Annotated in this window: 15 protein-coding genes and 1 pseudogene; 7 read left to right on the forward strand and 9 right to left on the reverse strand. The window is 33.4% G+C overall.

All coding sequences use genetic code 11. From position 1 onward, the window contains the following. Positions 1-54: 54 nt before the first annotated feature. A complete protein-coding gene (locus CSW08_RS14960) occupies positions 55-2,115 on the reverse strand; it encodes a S9 family peptidase (RefSeq protein ID WP_106660680.1) in 2,061 nt (686 codons plus the stop codon). Between the two features lie 84 nt (positions 2,116-2,199). On the opposite strand from CSW08_RS14960, the gene CSW08_RS14965 reads away from it, so the two are divergent. Both CSW08_RS14965 and CSW08_RS14970 read left to right on the forward strand, forming a co-directional pair. Next, a complete protein-coding gene (locus tag CSW08_RS14965; RefSeq protein WP_106660681.1) occupies positions 2,200-2,523 on the forward strand; it encodes a YbaB/EbfC family nucleoid-associated protein in 324 nt (107 codons plus the stop codon). 191 nt (positions 2,524-2,714) lie between these two features. Beyond that, a complete protein-coding gene (locus CSW08_RS14970) occupies positions 2,715-5,279 on the forward strand; it encodes a TonB-dependent receptor domain-containing protein (RefSeq protein WP_106660682.1) in 2,565 nt (854 codons plus the stop codon). 87 nt (positions 5,280-5,366) lie between these two features. On the opposite strand, the gene CSW08_RS18310 is transcribed toward CSW08_RS14970, so the two are convergent. Both CSW08_RS18310 and CSW08_RS14975 read right to left on the reverse strand, forming a co-directional pair. Beyond that, the gene (locus tag CSW08_RS18310) at positions 5,367-5,540 is read right to left on the reverse strand and encodes a hypothetical protein (RefSeq protein ID WP_203226910.1); all 174 of its coding nucleotides are present in this window, start codon (positions 5,538-5,540) and stop codon (positions 5,367-5,369) included. Between the two features lie 90 nt (positions 5,541-5,630). Then, positions 5,631-6,272, reverse strand: a complete 642-nt coding sequence (locus tag CSW08_RS14975) for a peroxiredoxin (protein WP_106660683.1) — start codon at positions 6,270-6,272, stop codon at positions 5,631-5,633. Positions 6,273-6,478: 206 nt separating this feature from the next. Here CSW08_RS14975 and fumC point away from each other — a divergent pair, with 206 nt between their 5' ends. Beyond that, positions 6,479-7,876, forward strand: a complete 1,398-nt coding sequence (gene fumC / locus CSW08_RS14980; protein WP_106660684.1) for a class II fumarate hydratase — start codon at positions 6,479-6,481, stop codon at positions 7,874-7,876. Between the two features lie 137 nt (positions 7,877-8,013). Here fumC and CSW08_RS14985 read toward each other — a convergent pair whose 3' ends face one another. The 4 genes from CSW08_RS14985 to gyrA all read right to left on the reverse strand — a co-directional run bounded on the left by CSW08_RS14985 (position 8,014) and on the right by gyrA (position 13,670). Next, complete coding sequence (locus CSW08_RS14985; protein ID WP_157831515.1) at positions 8,014-8,589, reverse strand: Crp/Fnr family transcriptional regulator; 576 nt, start codon at positions 8,587-8,589, stop codon at positions 8,014-8,016. Between the two features lie 159 nt (positions 8,590-8,748). Beyond that, positions 8,749-9,633: a chromosome partitioning protein ParA gene (locus CSW08_RS14990; protein ID WP_106660686.1), complete on the reverse strand. Its 885-nt coding sequence runs from the start codon at positions 9,631-9,633 to the stop codon at positions 8,749-8,751. A gap of 205 nt (positions 9,634-9,838) precedes the next feature. Continuing rightward, positions 9,839-11,089 carry a tetratricopeptide repeat protein gene (locus CSW08_RS14995; protein WP_106660737.1) on the reverse strand — a complete coding sequence of 417 codons (1,251 nt, stop codon included), beginning with the start codon at positions 11,087-11,089 and terminating at the stop codon, positions 9,839-9,841. 19 nt (positions 11,090-11,108) lie between these two features. Further along, on the reverse strand, positions 11,109-13,670 hold the full coding sequence (gene gyrA, locus CSW08_RS15000) for a DNA gyrase subunit A (protein ID WP_106660687.1): 2,562 nt from the start codon (positions 13,668-13,670) through the stop codon (positions 11,109-11,111). Positions 13,671-13,930: 260 nt separating this feature from the next. Between gyrA and CSW08_RS15005 the strand changes: the two genes are divergently transcribed. Continuing rightward, the gene (locus CSW08_RS15005; protein ID WP_106660688.1) at positions 13,931-16,480 is read left to right on the forward strand and encodes an ATP-dependent Clp protease ATP-binding subunit; all 2,550 of its coding nucleotides are present in this window, start codon (positions 13,931-13,933) and stop codon (positions 16,478-16,480) included. Between the two features lie 48 nt (positions 16,481-16,528). Here the strand turns inward: CSW08_RS15005 and CSW08_RS15010 are convergent, their stop codons facing one another. Both CSW08_RS15010 and CSW08_RS15015 read right to left on the reverse strand, forming a co-directional pair. Further along, positions 16,529-17,854, reverse strand: a complete 1,326-nt coding sequence (locus tag CSW08_RS15010) for an MFS transporter (RefSeq protein ID WP_106660738.1) — start codon at positions 17,852-17,854, stop codon at positions 16,529-16,531. Positions 17,855-17,911: 57 nt separating this feature from the next. Further along, the gene (locus CSW08_RS15015; RefSeq protein ID WP_106660689.1) at positions 17,912-18,742 is read right to left on the reverse strand and encodes a M48 family metallopeptidase; all 831 of its coding nucleotides are present in this window, start codon (positions 18,740-18,742) and stop codon (positions 17,912-17,914) included. Between the two features lie 160 nt (positions 18,743-18,902). On the opposite strand from CSW08_RS15015, the gene msrB (CSW08_RS15020) reads away from it, so the two are divergent. The 3 genes and pseudogenes from msrB (CSW08_RS15020) to CSW08_RS15030 all read left to right on the forward strand — a co-directional run bounded on the left by msrB (CSW08_RS15020) (position 18,903) and on the right by CSW08_RS15030 (position 20,321). Next, positions 18,903-19,382 (forward strand): peptide-methionine (R)-S-oxide reductase MsrB, encoded by a 480-nt coding sequence (gene msrB / locus CSW08_RS15020; RefSeq protein ID WP_106660690.1) that lies wholly within the window; start codon positions 18,903-18,905, stop codon positions 19,380-19,382. Further along, positions 19,375-19,776, forward strand: coding sequence for a peptide-methionine (R)-S-oxide reductase MsrB (gene msrB / locus CSW08_RS15025; RefSeq protein WP_106660691.1), 402 nt, complete (start codon positions 19,375-19,377; stop codon positions 19,774-19,776). Before msrB (CSW08_RS15020) ends, msrB (CSW08_RS15025) begins: the two co-directional genes overlap by 8 nt. Beyond that, a pseudogene (locus CSW08_RS15030) lies at positions 19,766-20,321 on the forward strand (DUF1572 family protein). The gene msrB (CSW08_RS15025) and the pseudogene CSW08_RS15030 overlap by 11 nt, the downstream one beginning before the upstream one ends. The last annotated feature ends 3 nt before the right edge of the window (positions 20,322-20,324 follow it).

A 20,324-nucleotide genomic window follows, 5' to 3' on the forward strand; every position in this document is an offset into this window, starting at 1 on the left:
ATTACGAAAAATAATTGTGACCTAAAACCTAGCAAAAATAAACATTTTTTTTTATTAACAATGAATTCCTTCCAAATCTAATAAAAAAGCATACTCTAAAGCCACTTCTTTTAGACTCTCAAAGCGTCCGGAAGCCCCACCATGACCAGCATCCATATCGGTATGCAATAATAATTTATTAGAATCTTTTTTTAAATCCCTTAATTTTGCAACCCACTTGGCTGGTTCCCAATATTGTACTTGAGAATCATGTAGGCCTGTTGTTATCAACATGTTAGGGTATTCATTGTCTATAACGTTATCATATGGAGAATATGATTTCATGCAGTTGTAATATTCAATTTCGTTCGGATTTCCCCACTCATCATACTCCCCTGTTGTTAATGGAATGCTATCATCTAGCATCGTTGTAACAACATCAACAAATGGAACCGCCGCAATAATACCATGATATAATTCTGGATTCATATTAACAATGGCTCCCATAAGCATGCCTCCAGCAGAACCTCCATAAGCATATAGGTGCTGATTTGATGTGTATTTTTCTTGAATAAGGTGCTTAGAACAGTCTATAAAATCATAAAACGTATTTTTTTTAAATAGCAATTTCCCTTTTTCATACCATGGCCTCCCAAGATATTCGCCTCCCCTAACATGAGCAATCGCATAAATAAAACCTCTATCCAACAAACTTAAACGAAGACTTGAAAACGAAGGGTCTATAGTTGAACCATAAGAACCGTAGCCATATTGCAATAACGGACTACTTCCATCTAACTTAGTGTCTTTTCTATATACTAACGACATGGGCACTTTTGCACCGTCGCGTGCTGTTGCCCAAATCCGTTTTGAAATATAATTTTCTTTTCTAAACTTCCCTCCCAAGACTTCTTGCTCTTTCATTACCTCGCTTTGCTTGGTTTTAAAATTATAATCTATCACAGCGCTTGGTGATGTAAGTGAATTAAAACCATATCTTAAAACATTACTATCAAAATCCGGGTTATTGCCTATATAAGCCGTATAGGTTTCGCTATCGAAAGGCAAATAATAATCTTCTTGATCATTCCAGCTCATAATACGCAAATTGTTCAATCCGTTTTCACGTTCATTAACAACCAAATAATCTTTAAATATTTCGATATCCTCTATTAAAACGTGGTCTCTATGCGGAATAACATCTTTCCAATATTTTTTTTCTGTTAAGTTTTCTTGGGTTTTTAGCAACTTAAAATTAGTTGCGCCATCACAGTTAGCTATAATGTAAAAGCTATCATTATAATGGGCAATACTATAATCGAGTTCTCTTGTTCTTTTTTGGAAAATTTTAAAAGAGCCATCTGGCGTATCAGCATTTACAAATCTATATTCTGAGGTTAACGTACTTGATGAGCCAATGACAATATACTTTTTAGATTTGGTTTTGTACACAAAAGTGTTAAACGTTTCATCTTTTTCATGAAAAACTTCTATATCTTTCTTTGAATCTGTATGTAATTTGTGTTTAAAAATTTTGAAAGACCTCAATGTCACTTCCTCTTTCATTGAATAAAACAACGTTTTACTATCATTTGCCCAGGTGGAACCACCAGTGGTATTCAATATTTCATCAGGATAAATTTCTTCGGTTATTAGGTTTTTAATTCGAAGCGTATATTGTCTTCTTCCCAATATATCTGTTGAAAAACTAGCCAAGGTGTTATCTGGACTAATGGAAATACTTCCTAAATTAAAATATGCCAAGCCTTCTGCCATCATGTTACAATCAAATAAAAGCTCTTCGGCGGCATCTAATGTATCTTTTTTCCTGATGTAAATTGGGTAATCTTTTCCTGTTTCGTAACGTGTTATGTACCAATAGCCATTAAGTTTATAGGGTACGGTAGTATCATCTTCTTTAATTCTGCCTTTCATTTCTTCAAATAGCTCTTTTTGAAAACCTTCAGTATGCTTCATTACTTGCTTTGTATAAGCGTTTTCAGCATTTAAATAATCTATAACTTCAGGGTTCTCTTTGTCGTTCAGCCAATAATAATTATCTACTCTTGTATCATTATGAATACTGAGCTCTTTTGGCTTTTTATTTGCTATTGGAGGTGGAATTGTCTTTTTCAATGACGCTTTATTAATTCTGATTTATTAAGTGGGCAAAAATATAAAATTTAAATAGTTTTGTAATGAATATAAAAATATAAAAACATGTTTGGAGATATGATGAATATGATGGGTAAACTTAAAGAAACCCAAAAGAAAATTGAAGACACAAAAAAACGCTTAGATACCGTTTTAATAGATGAAAAAAGCAATGATGATTTATTAAAAATCACCATTACTGCAAATAGAAAAATCAAATCGATTACTTTTTCGGACGAATTATTGAGCGATAAAGAACAACTTGAAGATTATTTGATACTCACGCTTAATAAAGCCATTGAAAGGGCTACCCAAGTAAACGAAACCGAACTAGCTGCTGTAGCCAAAGAAGGTATGCCAAACATTCCTGGAATGGATTTGTTTAAATGATATTCTACATTTATTAGATTTATAATTATTTGATTGGAGTAATATTTTATTACATAACTAACTTTGCAAGGATTTTTGTTTTTTGAAAGAATCAAAATATATGCTTAGACAGATTTTCATTTAACAAACTTTTAACTACAACAAACTAAACCTTGCCCCAATTTTGCGATCTAATGGCTAAAACCAGAAAGATGAACAAAACCCTAGCATTTGGAATTTTATTATTGACAAGTTTATTATCATTTAAATCAATAGCACAAACTGAAGTAAAAGAAGTTGCAATAATTGGATCTAAATCACCAACCCAGTCATTAGTAGCAAAAGAAGTTATTATCACTGGAAAAGTTATTGATAAAGAAACCGGCCAACCTTTAGAATATGCCACTATTGTGTTTTTTAGCAAAGCAGAGAACAAAATAATTACTGGAGGAATTACTGATGCCAACGGTGATTTTAATATCCCAGTAGATACAGGAACTTACGATATAACCATAGAATTCATTTCTTTTAAAACAATTACTATCGCAAATAAAAATATCAATGAATCTCAAAACATAGGATCTTTTTCTTTAGAAATTGACGCAGAAGCCCTTGGTGAAGTTGAAGTTATAGCTGAGCGAACTACAGTTGAATTGAAACTTGATAAAAGAATATATAATGTTGGTCAAGATCTTACCGTAAGAGGTGGTACCGTAAGTGATGTTTTAGATAATGTTCCGTCCGTTTCTGTAGATGTTGACGGTACTGTGGCCTTACGCGGCAATCAAAATGTTACCATATTAATTAATGGTAAACCTTCTGGTTTGGTAGGATTAAACTCTACTGATGCGTTGCGCCAACTTCCTGCGGATGCTATTGAACGTGTTGAGGTTATAACCGCTCCCTCTTCGCGTTATGATGCTGAAGGAACTGGAGGTATATTGAATATCATTTTAAGAAGAAGTAAGTTGCAAGGAATGAATGGTGCCGTTACTTTAAATGCTGGTACGCCTACAACCTATGGCGTATCTGGAAACGTCAATTATAGAACTGGTGATTTTAACTTTTTTAACACATCTAGCTATAACTATAGAGAAAATCCAGGGAATGGATTGTCTGAGAGAGAAACATTTAATGGTGATCAACCTAGTACCTACTTTAATGAATACAGAACATCAGATAGAATACAAAATGGATTTACAATAAGCAATGGTGTAGAGTGGTATATTAACGATTCTGCCTCGTTAACCGCTTCATTTGTATTAAGAAATAGTGATAATGAAAACGAAACTTCAAATGAGACTTTTCAATTAGACGAAAATAGAGATTTAATACGACGATTTGTTAGGTTAAGCCCAGAAACAGAGAGCGATAATACTTTTCAGTATTCTATTAATTTCGATAAGCAGTTTGGTGGTAATTCACAACATAGATTGACCACTGACTTTCAGTACGAAAATAGTGCTGAAGACGAGTTTGGAGTTATTACAAACGACGATAACCCTTCCCAAAGACTTCAAACTTTAGAAGATCAAAAACGTATATTACTACAAACTGACTATGTATGGCCAATTGGTGATGATAGTCAATTTGAAGCTGGTTATCGAGGTAATTTTTATGTTTTGGATACCGACTACAAACTAGAAAATTATATAAACGATGATTTTGTTATTAATACTGGATTAACCAATAATCTTATTTATACAGAGCATGTAAATGCCGCTTACACCCAATATGGAAGTAAAATAAAAGATAAATTTTCATATTTATTAGGTTTGCGTTTGGAAGAAACTAGAATAACAGTAGACCAAGTAACAACTGGAGATTTCAGTAAGAGAAATTACCTAGGATTGTTCCCTACACTTAATTTATCATACGAAATTACAGAAGATCAAAGCTTAACACTTGGCTACAATAGAAGGATAAGCAGACCGCGTTCTAGATTTATCAATCCATTCCCATCTCAATCAAGCCCTACAACACAATTTATTGGAAATCCCGCTTTGAATCCTAGTTATTCAAATACAGTGGATATTGGCTATCTTAGCGAGTTTGGAAAACTTACGCTAAGCTCTTCGCTATATTATCAGAAAGCAACAGAGACATTTAATTTTATACAACAAGGTACTGGTGATTATTATTTCCCTGAGTTAGACTTTACAATTAGCGAAAACGATCCTAGTTATGGTGGTCTTGCTGCTCAGTATGATGATGAGGTAGAAGTACTGCAAAGCACACCTATCAATTTAGCATCTAACACCCGTATAGGTTTTGAATTTACATTGACTTATAGACCTACTACAAAATGGAATTTGAATGGTAACTTTAATTTATTCCAGTCACAAAATAGAGGTGATTACAATGGAACCAATTTTGATGCCGATAATATTAGTTGGTTTGCTAGAATCAATAGTAAATACACATTACCGGGAGACATCGATTGGCAAACACGTTTTTTCTATCGAGGACCTAGTGAAGATGCACAAAACAAAAGAAGAGGTATGGCTTCTGTTGATTTAGCTTTTAGTAAAGATATATTTGACAGCAATGCTTCAATTGCTTTTAATATAAGTGATGTATTTAATAGTAGAGTAATGATTTCTGAAACTACTACACCAACATTTCAAACATATGGCGAAAACCAATGGAGACAACGTAGTTTCAATGTAGCCTTTACATACAGATTTAACCAACAAAAAAGAGAACAAAATAGAGAACGACGAGGTCAAGAAGGAGGAGGCGAAGGTGGCGAATTTGATGATATGCAATTCGAATAAGAAAACTGATGAAAAATCAGCAACAAAAAAGGGAGCTAAAATTAAATTAGCTCCCTTTTTATATTTAAATAATTATGCTTTTATTGCTTAAGACTGTCTTTTAGCTTTTCTTGCTTCTCTAATTTCTTTTAATCTTTCAATTAAAGAACCACCTATCCAATAAGGAATAACGAATGTTAATAAAAATATCATTAACCAAAAACCTATCGTTAGAATAGTTAAAAATGCTAAAAAACCTAAATATTGATCAAATTCAAACATAATTGTGTGTATCTTTTAAAATATTAGACAAAGATACTATATAGCTTTTTGTTATACAATACTTAAATTAAGATTTATCAAAAGTGTTATCTAATTCAAGTTAGGTTGCGGTGTCATTCTTAAATAAGGCTTTATTTCTTTATGCCCTTTTGGAAACATAGCAGGTATTTGTTCATTTGTTATAGATGGAGAAATAACTACATCTTCACCACTTTTCCAATTGGCTGGTGTCGCTACTTTATGATATGCAGTTAGTTGTAATGAATCAATGACACGAAGTAATTCATCAAAATTTCTTCCAGTGGAAGCTGGATATGTGATTATAAGTTTTACTTTTTTATCAGGACCAATAACAAATACAGAACGTACCGTTAATTTATCGTTAGCATTAGGGTGGATCATATCATAAAGCTCTGAGACTTTGTGGTCTTCATCTGCAATTATTGGAAAATTAACCGTAGTATGTTGGGTTTCATTAATATCCTTTATCCAACCTTTATGCGATTCTAAACCATCTACACTGAGTGCCACAACCTTTACGTTGCGTTTATCAAATTCTGCTTTATATTTTGCTACTGTACCTAATTCCGTAGTACAAACAGGTGTGTAATCTGCTGGATGTGAAAATAAAATCCCCCAGCTATCTCCCAACCACTCATGAAAATTAATAGTTCCTTCCGATGATTGAGCTGTAAAATTTGGAGCGTCGTCTCCTAATCTAATTGTTGCCATAATTTTTAATTTAATTTATTGCTATAAAATGTGATATTTTGATATAAATATTCAATTTGAAGTCTTGCTAAGATACCAATTTTTATCAAATCAGCATTTATTAGAAGCGTTATTTCTGTGTTAAAAAGTTGTTTAAAAACTAACAACTATCATATAATTAACGACAAAAACCGCTAACTTTGCACACAAATTAAACCATTACTAAAATGAATTTCAGAATAGAAAAAGATACAATGGGCGAGGTAAAAGTACCTGCCGATAAACTTTGGGGAGCCCAAACAGAACGTTCTAGAAACAATTTTAAAATAGGCGCTCCAGCATCTATGCCTTTAGAAATTATTTACGGCTTTGCTTATTTAAAAAAGGCAGCCGCTTACACGAATTGTGAATTGGGTGCATTACCTATCGAAAAGCGTGATTTAATAGCCAAGGTTTGTGATGAAATTTTAGAAGGTAAACATGATAATGAATTTCCATTAGTTATTTGGCAAACAGGTTCCGGTACCCAAAGCAATATGAATGTGAATGAAGTCATTGCTAACAGAGCGCAACAACTTGCAGGAAAAGAAATTGGTAAAGACGAAGCGGTTATTAAAGCAAATGATGATGTTAATAAGTCACAATCTTCTAACGACACCTTCCCTACTGGAATGACCATTGCTGCTTATAAGAAAATTGTAGAAACTACACTGCCAGGTGTTAAACAATTACGCGATACTTTAAAATCTAAGTCTGAAGCATTTAAAAATGTGATTAAAATCGGGCGAACACATTTAATGGATGCGACACCTTTAACCTTAGGTCAAGAACTTTCTGGATATGTATCACAGTTGGACCATGGCATGAAAGCCTTAGAAAATACCTTGGCACATTTAAGCGAGCTGGCATTAGGAGGAACTGCAGTCGGAACTGGTTTAAATGCTCCAAAGGGATATAGCAAACGTGTTGCAGAATACATTGCCAAATTTACTGAACTGCCATTTGTAACAGCTCCAAACAAATTTGAAGCTTTGGCTGCCCACGACGCATTGGTTGAAACACATGGTGCTTTAAAACAATTGGCCGTTTCTTTAAACAAAATTGCAAACGATATAAGAATGATGGCTTCAGGCCCCAGAAGTGGTATTGGAGAGATTATCATTCCTGCCAACGAACCTGGAAGTTCTATTATGCCTGGAAAAGTGAACCCAACACAATGTGAAGCACTAACAATGGTTTGTGCCCAAGTAATTGGTAATGATGTTGCGATTAGCTTTGGTGGTGCTCAAGGACATTATGAATTAAATGTTTTTAAACCCGTAATGGCAGCAAACGTAATTCAATCTGCTCAATTAATTGGTGATGCCTGTGTTAGTTTTGATGAAAACTGTGCCATTGGTATAGAACCAAACCATGCTGTTATTAAACAACTCCTTAACAATTCTTTAATGCTGGTTACTGCCCTAAATACCAAAATTGGGTATTATAAAGCTGCTGAAATTGCCAATACGGCTCACAAAAATGGAACTACTTTAAAAGAAGAAGCTATAAATTTAGGCTATGTGACTGCTGAAGATTATGATGAATGGGTTAAACCTGAGGATATGGTAGGAAGTCTTAAATGATAATATCAAAATACTAAAATAAAAAAACAGGTATAAAATTTAATACCTGTTTTTTGGTTGGTTAGCTATCAATCCTTTGTTTCAGAGGAAATCATTGTAAAAATATAATTATCAATTCAATTATTTATTAACAAATGTTAATGACCATCCATTTTCTTTCGTATTCTACTTAATTGAACTGCCGTAATTCCCAAATATGAGGCTATGTGGTATTGAGGTATCAAGTCATCAACTTCAGGAATTTGTTTTCTTAATTCTAAATATCGCTCTCTTGCATCAAGTGAAATTAGTTCAACCAATCGGTTTTCATATTTGGTATAAACGTCTTCTAAAACACTAGTATACAATTTACTGAGACCATGATTTTTTTCACACAAATTCATCAATTTTGTATAATCTACTTCATAAATTTCACAATCTAATAATGCTTCAAAAGTAAAAATTGATTCACTTTTATTTTTTAAAGCCGTCAAAGAAGCCATAACATTAATGGGCAAATAGAAACTTTTGTTGAATTCTTTTCCTGATTCAGTTGATAAATAACAACGAATAACCCCAGAAACCAATAAGTAAACCTTGGATGGAACTTCCCCAAACTTTACTATTTGTGTACCGGCATCAATTTTTTTAAATTTGGCAATATTTTGAAGTTCTATGAATGTTTCCTCAGAAAAATCTGAAAATTGATTAAAAAAAGAAATGATATTATTCAACAGTAAATATTTAAAAATAGACACATAAATATACAATAATAACTCAAAGACCTATTGCAAAGTATTCAAAATAATACTTACATTTTCTTTAAAATACGAAATAAAAAAAACCTGAAAGAGTTAACTTTCAGGTTTGTAAAAAATTTAATGTTTTTTAAATTATTGCAGAGTAAACTCTGATGTAGATATTAAATCTTTTTTATTAAAAACATTTACTGTGTAGCGTCCTTTTGCAAAATCGCTTGATCCTTTTGATGCAACAAACTCACATACATTAAGGTTATCATTTTCATAGTTAAATTTGCTTACAATACTATAGTTTAAAGTTTTTTCACCAAACGTTATTTGTTCGTTTAATCCTAAAGTATTGTTTTTTGGATCTATAACTTGAACATATAATTCTTGATCTCCAGCTTGTACCAATCTGTTTTTAGCAACAGTAAAACATACTCTTATTTTATCTGTACGGCTAGCTCTTTCGGTAGGAATTAATTTCCCAGAAGTTCTTTCAATCACACCAAAACCTTTTAAACCAACAGTTCCTAATGCAGATGCATTTTCTACAACTTCAGCTAGTGCTGTATTTTGTACCAACAATGAATCTGAAAACATACTGCGCTCTTCAAGACGAACTCTGGTACTATCTAAGGATGTAGCCAAATATGAATTACTTACCTTTAAAGAATCATTTTGCGCCATTAATACATCCATTTCTTTTTGTAATGAAAGATATTGGCTTTTGTATTTCCACAAGCTTTTCACATTAGTTTCAGATATTTTTAATGAATCTATTAATCCTTGAATGCGCGCTCTTGCTTCAATTAAGTCTTTATTAGCAACTTTGTTCTCACTTATAGCAACATCATATTGTTTTGCCATAGCATTTAAATCATTCATTACTAATTGTTTTTCTTCAGTTAATTCATTTTGGGTTTCTTTACTGTTTTTGTAAAGGTTCATTGTATAAAACCCAGTTGCTAAAAATAGGACTAAAGCAATGCCTAAACCTACCTTTAATCCAATACTACTTTTGTTGTTTTCCATGATTACTTGTTTTTTGTTGTACGTGTTTACTTTTATTTTTGACGGTTATTTTTTTTTTGGAAGGTTATATTTACTGTTTCTTCCATTTTTCATTATATACGACTAACTTAAAAATATAGATGTTTATAAACTTATTTTTTATTTCCTAAAAAAATAAAGGCTTATAATCAATTGATTATAAGCCTAATTTAGATTTTGACAATATTTAGTTTTCTGTATTTATAGAGTCTAATTTATCTTTCATTTCTTTTTGTTTGGCGGTATCTCCTAATATACTGTATATATTCATTAGTGTTGAAGCTGCGCTAACATTTTTGGAATCTAATACTAAAGCTTTTTCTAGATAAGGTATGGCTTCTTTATAAACACCTTTGCGAACTTCTACTAATTCATCATATTTTTTATTATCTGCGCTAGAAGTGCCCAAATTATTCATTTCTTCAATTATACTTTGTTCTTTTTCCAACACAACTGCGGACATATTTATATAGGCATTAACATAGTCAGGATTTAATTCGATCGTTTTGCTATAATATTTTTTTGCAGATTCAGCATCTCCAGATTCAGCAGATAATACACCTAAATTATATTGAAGCTCAGCATTGTTTGGATCCATTTGTGTCGCTTTCTCCAAAAGTTTTTTAAACTCTTCATTATTACCCATTTTATAATAAATGTTTGCTTCTGATAAAATTAAATTAACGTCATCTGGACTTTCAGCTTTAGCATCTTTAATAGCCGCAATGGCTTTTTCATTGTCTCCCTGTGTGACATAGATAAGAGCAACATTTTTAACTATCTCTGGTTTTTTTGATTCTGTTAAGCGCTCACCTGGATTTGTGTGTGTTCCTGATCTTACATATAAATCTCTTGCCGTTTTATCTAAAATATCTTCTTCTCCAGTTTCTTTGTTTGTAGCATAAAACTGTTTTTCAATACCAGTATATCCTACTTTTTTAAGTTCTTCATACAATGTTAAAGCTCTATCATATTCTTCTACATTAACAGCTGTTACAGCTGCATAATATAGGAATGTTGTGTCTTGTTCACTTAATCTGTATGCTTTTTCAAAATATTTGGATGACGTTGAAAAGTCCTGTTTCTCATATAAATCATTTCCTTTGGTCAATATTGAATTGACCATAGTTTGCTTTAATTCACTACTTTCAGCCACATAAGCACCTTCAACTTTTCCTAAACTTTCAATAGCAGCATCAATATCAGCCATTGACCCAGCGCCACCTGCGTATAAAGCTTGAGCATTTAGAAAATAGTATTGAGCTTTAGTTTTCTCATCCATAGCAGACATTAAACTTTCTGCTTGCTTTAATGCTGACTTAGCTTCAGCATAATTGTTTCCTTTAATAGCTTTTTCTACGGCTTTCAATTCTTTTTTTTGTGCAAATGAAAATGCGCTTATTGAAATTGCTAAAGCTATGATAATCTGTTTTTTCATTTTAATAAATATTAGGTTCTTAAATGTCAATGTTATTTTCATTATTATTATTATTATTATCAATAGTTGTGCCACCATCTATATCATCAGTATCTACAATGGTTTCATCCACACTGTCTTCATCATGCATTACTTTGGCTACTGCGGCTATGGAGTCATTATTCTTTAAGTTTATAAGTTTAACACCTTGAGTTGCTCTACCCATTAATCTTAAGTCTTGAACGACCAAACGAATGGCGATACCAGATTTATTGATAATCATTAAATCATCACTATCAGTGACACTTTTTATTGCTACTAAATTACCTGTTTTTTCTGTAATTGAAATGGTTTTTACGCCTTTTCCTCCTCTATTTGTTATTCTATAAACAGGTTCTCCATCTTCAGGGTCATCAATATATGTACGTTTACCATACCCATTTTCTGAAACAACCAAGACAGATTCCTCTTGTGGGTTTTCAATGGTAATCATTCCTATAACTTCGTCTTGTTTGTTAGCAAGCGTGATGCCTCTTACACCAGAAGCACTTCGGCCCATTGGTCTGGTTTTGGCTTCTTCAAACCTAACGGCTTTACCAGATTTAAGTGCTAACATGACTTGGCTATTGCCTGTTGTTAATCTAGCTTCTAGTAAAATATCGTCTTCTTTAATAGTTATGGCATTGATACCATTTGTTCTAGGTCTAGAATATTGTTCCAACAATGTTTTTTTCACTTGACCTTGTTTGGTTGCCATGATAACATAATGGCTATTTATATACGCTTCGTCCTTAAGGTCTTGTGTACAAATAAATGCTTTTACAGCATCATCTTGCTCAATATTTATCAAATTTTGAATAGCCCTTCCTTTTGAGGTTTTACTGCCTTCTGGAATTTCATAAACGCGCATCCAAAAACATTTTCCTTTTTGGGTAAAGAATAGCATGTACTGATGGTTTGTACCGACAAATAAATGTTCTAAGAAATCCTCATTTCTGGTAGTTGATGCTTTTTGCCCGACTCCTCCTCTATTTTGAGTTTTATATTCTGAAAGGGAAGTACGTTTGATATAACCTGCATGTGAAATAGTAATGACTACTTTTTCATCGGCAATCATATCTTCAATACTTAAATCCCCTCCCGCATATTCAATGGTTGAACGACGTTCGTCACCATATTTTTCTCTTACAACTGCCAATTCGTCTTTAATGATCTCCATACGACGCTCTTTCTTGTCTAAGATATCTTTTAAGTCGATAATGAGTTTCATGATGTCTTCATATTCAGAACGCAATTTATCTTGCTCTAAACCTGTAAGTTGACGCAAACGCATTTCAACAATAGCTTTGGCCTGAATTTCTGAAAGTTCGAAACGTTTTATTAAGTTTTCGCGGGCTTCATCCGCATTTGAAGAAGCTCTAATGATAGCAATAACTTCATCTATATTATCCGATGCAATTATTAATCCTTCTAAAATATGAGCACGCTCTTCTGCTTTACGTAGTTCATAGGTAGTACGTCTTACAACGACTTCATGTCTATGCTCCACAAAATAGTGGATAAGTTGTTTTAAATTTAATAGCTGTGGCCGCCCATTTACAAGTGCAATATTATTGACGCTAAAAGACGATTGCAACGCCGTGTATTTGTATAATTTATTAAGAACAATGTTTGGTATGGCATCACGTTTTAACACGTAAACAATACGCATCCCATTTCTATCTGATTCATCACGAATGGTAGCAATTCCTTCCAGTTTTTTTTCATTTACCAAATCAGCAGTTTTTTTAATCATTTCTGCTTTATTAATTTGGTAAGGGATTTCGGTGACAATAATGCACTCGCGTCCTTGAACCTCTTCAATTATGGCCTTACCACGTACAACAATTCTACCACGTCCGGTGTGAAATGCTTCCTTTACCCCATCATAGCCGTAAATGGTTCCTCCTGTTGGAAAATCTGGGGCTTTAACGTGCTTAATGAGCTCGTCTATTTCTATGTCTGCATTTTCAATATATGCTATAATTCCATTTACGACTTCTGTTATATTATGGGGAGGCATATTTGTTGCCATACCCACGGCAATACCAGAGGCTCCATTAACTAAAAGCCCGGGAATACGTGTTGGCAATACGGTTGGCTCATGTAATGTATCATCGAAATTTAACTTATGATCTACTGTCTCTTTTTCAATATCTGCCAGCATATCTTCAGATATTTTTCGCATACGCGCTTCCGTATAACGCATGGCTGCCGGACTATCACCATCAATTGAACCAAAATTACCTTGTCCATCTACTAGCATGTAGCGTAAGCTCCATTCTTGAGCCATACGCACCATAGCATCATATACCGAAGTATCTCCATGTGGATGGTATTTACCTAAAACTTCACCAACTATTCTCGCTGATTTTTTGTGTGCTGTATTCGATCTAACTCCCAGTTCGTGCATACCATAAAGTACACGTCTGTGAACCGGTTTCAAACCATCTCTTACATCTGGTAGAGCACGTGACACAATGACCGACATTGAGTAATCAATGTAAGCCGATTTCATTTCATCTTCAATGTTAATAGGGATCAATTTTTCTCCTTCTGCCATAGATATTTAATTAAGTTTTTATGAGTATTTCAAAACGTGCTAATATACGCATTTCAATAGTTATACAAGGTGTTTTTACCTTACTTTTTCGTGGTTTTTATTAACAATCAACCACTACTTTTTCGTTGATAAGTATGATGTTAAAAATTTTGATTTTATAAACTTTTTTTCGTCAATTAGCAACTTACAGTCATTATTAAGGCATAGTTTTTGCCCATAGTAAAATGTTTTACTATTTTTATTGCAGAAAGAAGGTATTTATGGATGATAATTTTTCCCCAAGAGTAAAAGATGTAATAGCTTACAGCAAAGAAGAAGCACTTCGTTTAGGCCATGATTTTATTGGAACTGAACATTTGATGCTTGGCTTATTACGAGATGGAAATGGTAAAGCCATTAATATTCTAAATGCCCTTGACATAGATTTGAATCATTTAAGACGTAAAGTAGAAATACTAAGTCCTGCTAACCCAGCTATATCCGTATCTTCAAATCAAAAAAAGAATTTACACCTTACTAGGCAAGCAGAACGCGCTTTAAAAACTACTTTTTTAGAGGCTAAGCTTTTTCAAAGTACGTCAATAAATACCGCGCACCTATTATTGTGTATTTTAAGAAATGAAAACGACCCAACAACTAAACTTTTAAATAAGCTTAAAGTTGATTATGATAATGTTAAAGAACAATTCAAGTCTATGATTACAAATGACAATAATTTTATAGAACCAAAATCAGAATCTTTTCAAGATGATGATTCACATAATGATGACGACACAACAAAAGACAATCTCTTTAACTCTCCAGCAGGAAAAACAAATAAAAAATCCAAAACCCCTGTCCTGGATAATTTTGGACGTGATTTAACAGCTCAAGCCGAAGAAGGGAAATTAGATCCTGTTGTGGGTAGGGAAAAAGAAATTGAACGCGTTTCCCAAATATTAAGCAGACGGAAAAAGAACAATCCTTTACTTATTGGGGAACCAGGAGTTGGTAAATCGGCTATTGCAGAAGGACTTGCTTTAAGAATTGTGAAACGTAAAGTCTCTCGTATTCTTTTCAATAAGCGTGTTGTAACGCTAGATTTAGCGAGCTTAGTTGCTGGCACCAAGTATCGCGGACAGTTTGAAGAACGTATGAAAGCTGTTATGAACGAGCTTGAAAAGAATGATGATGTTATTCTATTTATTGATGAAATCCACACTATTGTTGGGGCGGGTGGTGCTACAGGAAGTTTAGACGCTTCCAATATGTTTAAACCAGCATTGGCGAGAGGTGAAATTCAATGTATTGGTGCTACTACTCTTGATGAATATAGGCAATATATTGAGAAGGATGGCGCTTTAGAACGTCGTTTTCAAAAAGTAATCGTAGAACCTACAACGGTTGAAGAAACCATTGAAATCCTTAACAATATAAAAAGTAAATACGAAGATCATCATAACGTCGATTATACTCCAGAAGCAATCGAGGCTTGCGTAAAACTTACTAATCGTTATATGACCGAACGCTTCTTACCAGACAAAGCTATTGATGCTTTGGATGAAGCTGGTTCAAGGGTACATATCATAAATATTGAGGTTCCTAAACAAATCCTTGAACTAGAAAAACAACTTGAAGATGTTAAAGAAACTAAGAATTCAGTTGTAAGGAAACAAAAATATGAAGAGGCCGCTAAACTTCGTGATGATGAAAAACGCATTGAAAAAGAATTAGCCATAGCTCAAGAAAAATGGGAAGAAGAAACCAAACAACACCGCGAAATTGTTACTGAAGATAATGTTGCAGATGTGGTGTCTATGATGACCGGAATTCCAGTAAATAGAATTGCGCAAACTGAAATTAATAAACTTGCGGAATTACCTAATTTGATAAAAGGGAAAGTTATTGGTCAAGATGAAGCTGTTGCTAAAGTGGTAAAAGCGATTCAACGTAACCGTGCTGGCTTAAAAGACCCTAACAAACCTATTGGATCATTTATATTTTTAGGTCAAACAGGTGTTGGTAAAACGCAGTTGGCAAAAGTTTTATCTAGGGAACTATTTGACAGTGATGATTCTTTAGTTAGAATTGATATGAGCGAATACATGGAAAAATTTGCGATTTCAAGATTAGTTGGAGCACCTCCGGGATATGTAGGTTATGAAGAAGGTGGACAATTAACTGAAAAAGTGAGACGTAAGCCTTATGCCGTAATTTTATTGGATGAAATTGAAAAAGCACACCCTGATGTTTTCAATATGCTTTTACAAGTGCTTGATGATGGCTATTTAACGGATAGTTTAGGAAGAAAAATAGATTTTAGGAATACGATTATCATCATGACGTCTAATATTGGAGCCAGAAAACTTAAAGATTTTGGAGCAGGTATTGGGTTTGGTACAGCATCTCAAAAATCACAAGAAGACGCCAATGCAAAAAGCGTTATAGAAAATGCCTTAAAAAAATCGTTTGCACCTGAGTTTCTAAATAGAATTGATGATGTGGTGGTTTTTAATTCTTTGGAAAGAGAAGACATCAACAAAATCATTGATATTGAATTAAATAAACTTCTATTAAGAATTAAAGATTTGGGATATATTTTAGAACTTAGTGATAGTGCCAAAGATTTTATTGCTGATAAAGGCTTCGATAAGCAATATGGTGCAAGACCATTAAACCGTGCCATACAAAAATATATTGAAGATGCCTTAGCTGAAGAAATTATTACCTCTCATTTACAAGATGGCGATAAGATTTTTATAGATTTAGACAAAACAAAAGATGAATTAAAAATTAAGGTTGAAAAAGCTGAAAAGCCTACAGAATCTTAAAGATGACCAAATTATATTTGAAGCCTAAATCAGTGATTTTAGGCTTTTTTATTTCATTTCCTGAAATTTAGGCACTCGAAACAATAAAATGATTCCTGCCAAAAAGAATACAAATAAGAATAAGATAGCATTGCGCATACTTCCTGTTACTTGTGCAACAAAACCATAAAGAAAAGTGCCTATAATAATTCCGATTTTTTCAGCCACATCATAAAAGCTAAAAAACGAGGCTGTATCTTTAGTCTCTGGTAAAAATTTAGAATAGGTAGATCTTGACAATGCTTGAATGCCTCCCATAACTATTCCCACAAATCCAGCAGCTATATAAAAATCTGTTGGCGTAATAACAAAATAAGCATAAACACAAATAATAGCCCAAAGAACATTTATAATTATGAGTGTTTTTATGTTTCCTAGCACTCTCGAAATTCTGGCGGTTGTTATAGCACCAACAATGGCAACAAGTTGGATAACCAATATGCTTACAATTAGCCCCATGGTACGTTCCGAGTCAGTTCCCCAAGCTATTTCTTCTTCACCAAAATATGTGGCTATAAGCATAACTGTTTGTACAGCCATACTGTAAACAAAAAACGCTACTAAATAACGCTTCAGTTTTATATTTTCTCCTAGTTGATTCCAAACTAATTTCAACTCTTTAAACCCATTAAGAATAATTTTTTTTCTTGGACTTTCTTTCTTGGTTCCAATGGGTAAATGAAAAAAAGTATATTGGCTAAAAACAATCCACCATATACCAACAGAGACAAATGAATATTTCATGGCTTTTATCTCTGCAGCGCCATCAACATCTGTGTTTATTCCAAAAAAATCTGGCTTCATAATCATGGCCAGATTAAACAACAACAATATAACACTACCTACATACCCTAAAGAAAATCCTTTGGCACTAATTTTATCCTGTTGATATGGAAATGCAATGTCTGGCAAATAGGAATTATTAATGGCAAAACTTACCCAAAAGCCAACCAGTCCAAAGAAATAACAAACTAAGCTGAAATAAATTTGATCTAAAGAAAACCAATATAAGCCTATACAAGAAATACCCCCTAAATAACAGAAAAATTTCATGAATATCTTTTTATTGCCTAAATAATCTGCAACACCCGAAATTAATGGCGTTATAACCGCTATAAAAACAAAAGCCAAAGATGTTGTGTAACTTATTAATGGTGCTCTAGCAATTTCGCCACCAAAAACCTCTACTTTTTCAATTTCCGAAACCCTAAAAAGTGCTCCATAAAATATAGGGAAAATGGCTGAGGCAATAACCAAACTATAAACCGAATTAGCCCAATCATAAAAAGCCCAAGCGTTTAATAGCTTTTTGTTTCCTTTTTCTAATATTACCATAATAAAAAAGCTGCCCATTAATAAGCAGCTTCTAAAGTAATTAAATATTTTATATAACTAGAATTTTCCTAAAGGTCTGTATGTTGTTACCCCAAACTTTTTAGCTTCTTCCTTCGCCAAAGGGGATAGTTTTTTAAGTTCAGCAATACGGGAATCGTTTGATGGATGTGTACTTAAAAATTCTGGTGGTGCTTGACCGCCACTATTAGCTTTCATGCGTACCCATAATGATGCTGCTTCATCTGGATTGTAACCAGCAACCGCCATTAAATACAAACCGATTTTGTCAGCCTCCGACTCATGGTTTCTACTAAAAGGCAACATCACCCCAACTTGGGAACCAATACCATACGCTTGATTAAACATGTTTCTACTTTGTTCATCTTTAATAGCAACATTACCTGCAACCGCGCCTAATTGTTGTAGCATCCCAGCACTCATACGTTGCTGTCCATGGTTAGCAAGTGCATGTGCCACCTCGTGTCCCATAATGGCTGCTATAGCTGTTTCATTTTCAGCAATTGGTAGAATTCCAGTATAGAAAACTATTTTTCCTCCAGGCATACACCAGGCGTTTACTGTTTTATCATCTACTAAATTATATTCCCACTTGTAATCGTTAAGATAACCTTGTTGCCCATTGGCATTCATCCAACGCTCTGTTGCAGATTTAATTCGCTCACCTACCCTAGTAATCATTTCGGCATCCTTTGTTCCTTTAATAACTTTATTTTCATTTAAAAACTGATCATACTGTGCGAATGCAGAAGGGAACAGCTGTGAATTAGGGACCAACGCTAATGTTGATTTTCCCGTAAATGGATTGGTTGCACATGAAAAAATTAGAATTATGGCAGCAAATCCTAGAAGTGTGTTTTTAAGTTTCATTGTTTAAAATGTTTAGAAAATATTTTAATAAAAATACAAAAACCGTTCCGTTTGTATCTTACATTTAATTTTTTGTTTATTATATAATTCAAATATTTATTGAACAAATACGTAATGCTTGTTGTATATTATCGACATAAGTAAAACTAATGTAATTTCTATGAAAAAAATATTATTATTGGTTTCTGCTATTGTCTTAATAAATTGTAACGGTAATGCACAAAAGGAAACTAAGAAAGAATCTAAAACATACAAGGTGACCAAAACGGATGCTGAATGGAAATCGCAACTTACTGCCTTAGAATATCATGTTCTGAGAGAAGAAGGTACTGAAACGGCTTTTAGCAGCCCTTTAAATGCAAACTACAAAGAAGGTATTTATGTTTGTAAAGCATGTAATACACCTTTGTTTAAAAGTGACCATAAATTTGATTCTGGTACTGGTTGGCCAAGTTTTGATAGAGAAATAAAAGGAAATGTCATTATTTCAAATGGTTCAGAATATTATGGACTAGAAGAACATTGTGCTGTATGTGGAGGCCATTTAGGCCATGTGTTTAACGATGGTCCAAAAAATACAACTGGTAAACGTCATTGCATCAATGGCGTTGCTTTAAAATTCATACCAAAAAATGATTAAATACAAAATAAACAAAACAGAAGACGAGTGGCGTAAAGAACTCTCTGAAGAGCAATTTAGAATCCTAAGAGAAAAAGGAACAGAAAGACCACATACGGGAACATACAACCTTCACTTTGAAAAAGGTATATATACGTGTGCTGGCTGCAATCAAAAATTATTTGAAAGTAATGGTAAATTTGACGCTCACTGCGGCTGGCCTAGTTTTGATAAATCCATTAAAGGCACTGTGGATTATGTTTTGGATAAAACCCATGGCATGACAAGAACCGAAATCGTTTGTTCTAATTGTGGCGGACATTTAGGACATGTATTTAATGATGGTCCGACAGAAACAGGTGCCAGATATTGTGTGAATTCAGGGAGCATCGATTTTGAAAAAGATGGACAGTAGTTTTTTAATAAGTGCCATAAAGCAATTTGAATATTATAAAAGTTTGGGAGAAAAAACGTTTAATCAACTCTCCTTTGAAGAATTAAAAATGGAATTTGCTGAAGATTCAAATTCTATAGCTATAATAGTTAAACATTTAGTTGGAAATATGTTAAGCAGATGGACCCTATTTTTAACGGAAGATGGCGAAAAAAAATGGCGACAACGTGATTCCGAATTTGAAGACACTTATACATCAAAAAAAGATTTAATTGCAGATTGGAAGGAAGGTTGGAATTGTTTGTTCAGTGCTTTAAATGAATTAACGGAAGCTGATTTAGAACGCATTATTTACATTAGACATCAAGGGCATACCGTAACAGAAGCCATTAATAGGCAATTAGCCCACTTACCCTTATCATATTGGACAAATTGTGTTTTTAGGAAAACTTATAAAAGGTAAGGATTGGCAATCGTTATCCATTCCAAAAGGTAATTCCAAAAAATATAACGAAGAAAAATTCAGTAAAGAAAAAGGTCGACGTCATTTTACGGATGATTTGTAAAAT

The organism is Confluentibacter flavum (assembly GCF_002843175.1).
Classification (GTDB): domain Bacteria; phylum Bacteroidota; class Bacteroidia; order Flavobacteriales; family Flavobacteriaceae; genus Confluentibacter; species Confluentibacter flavum.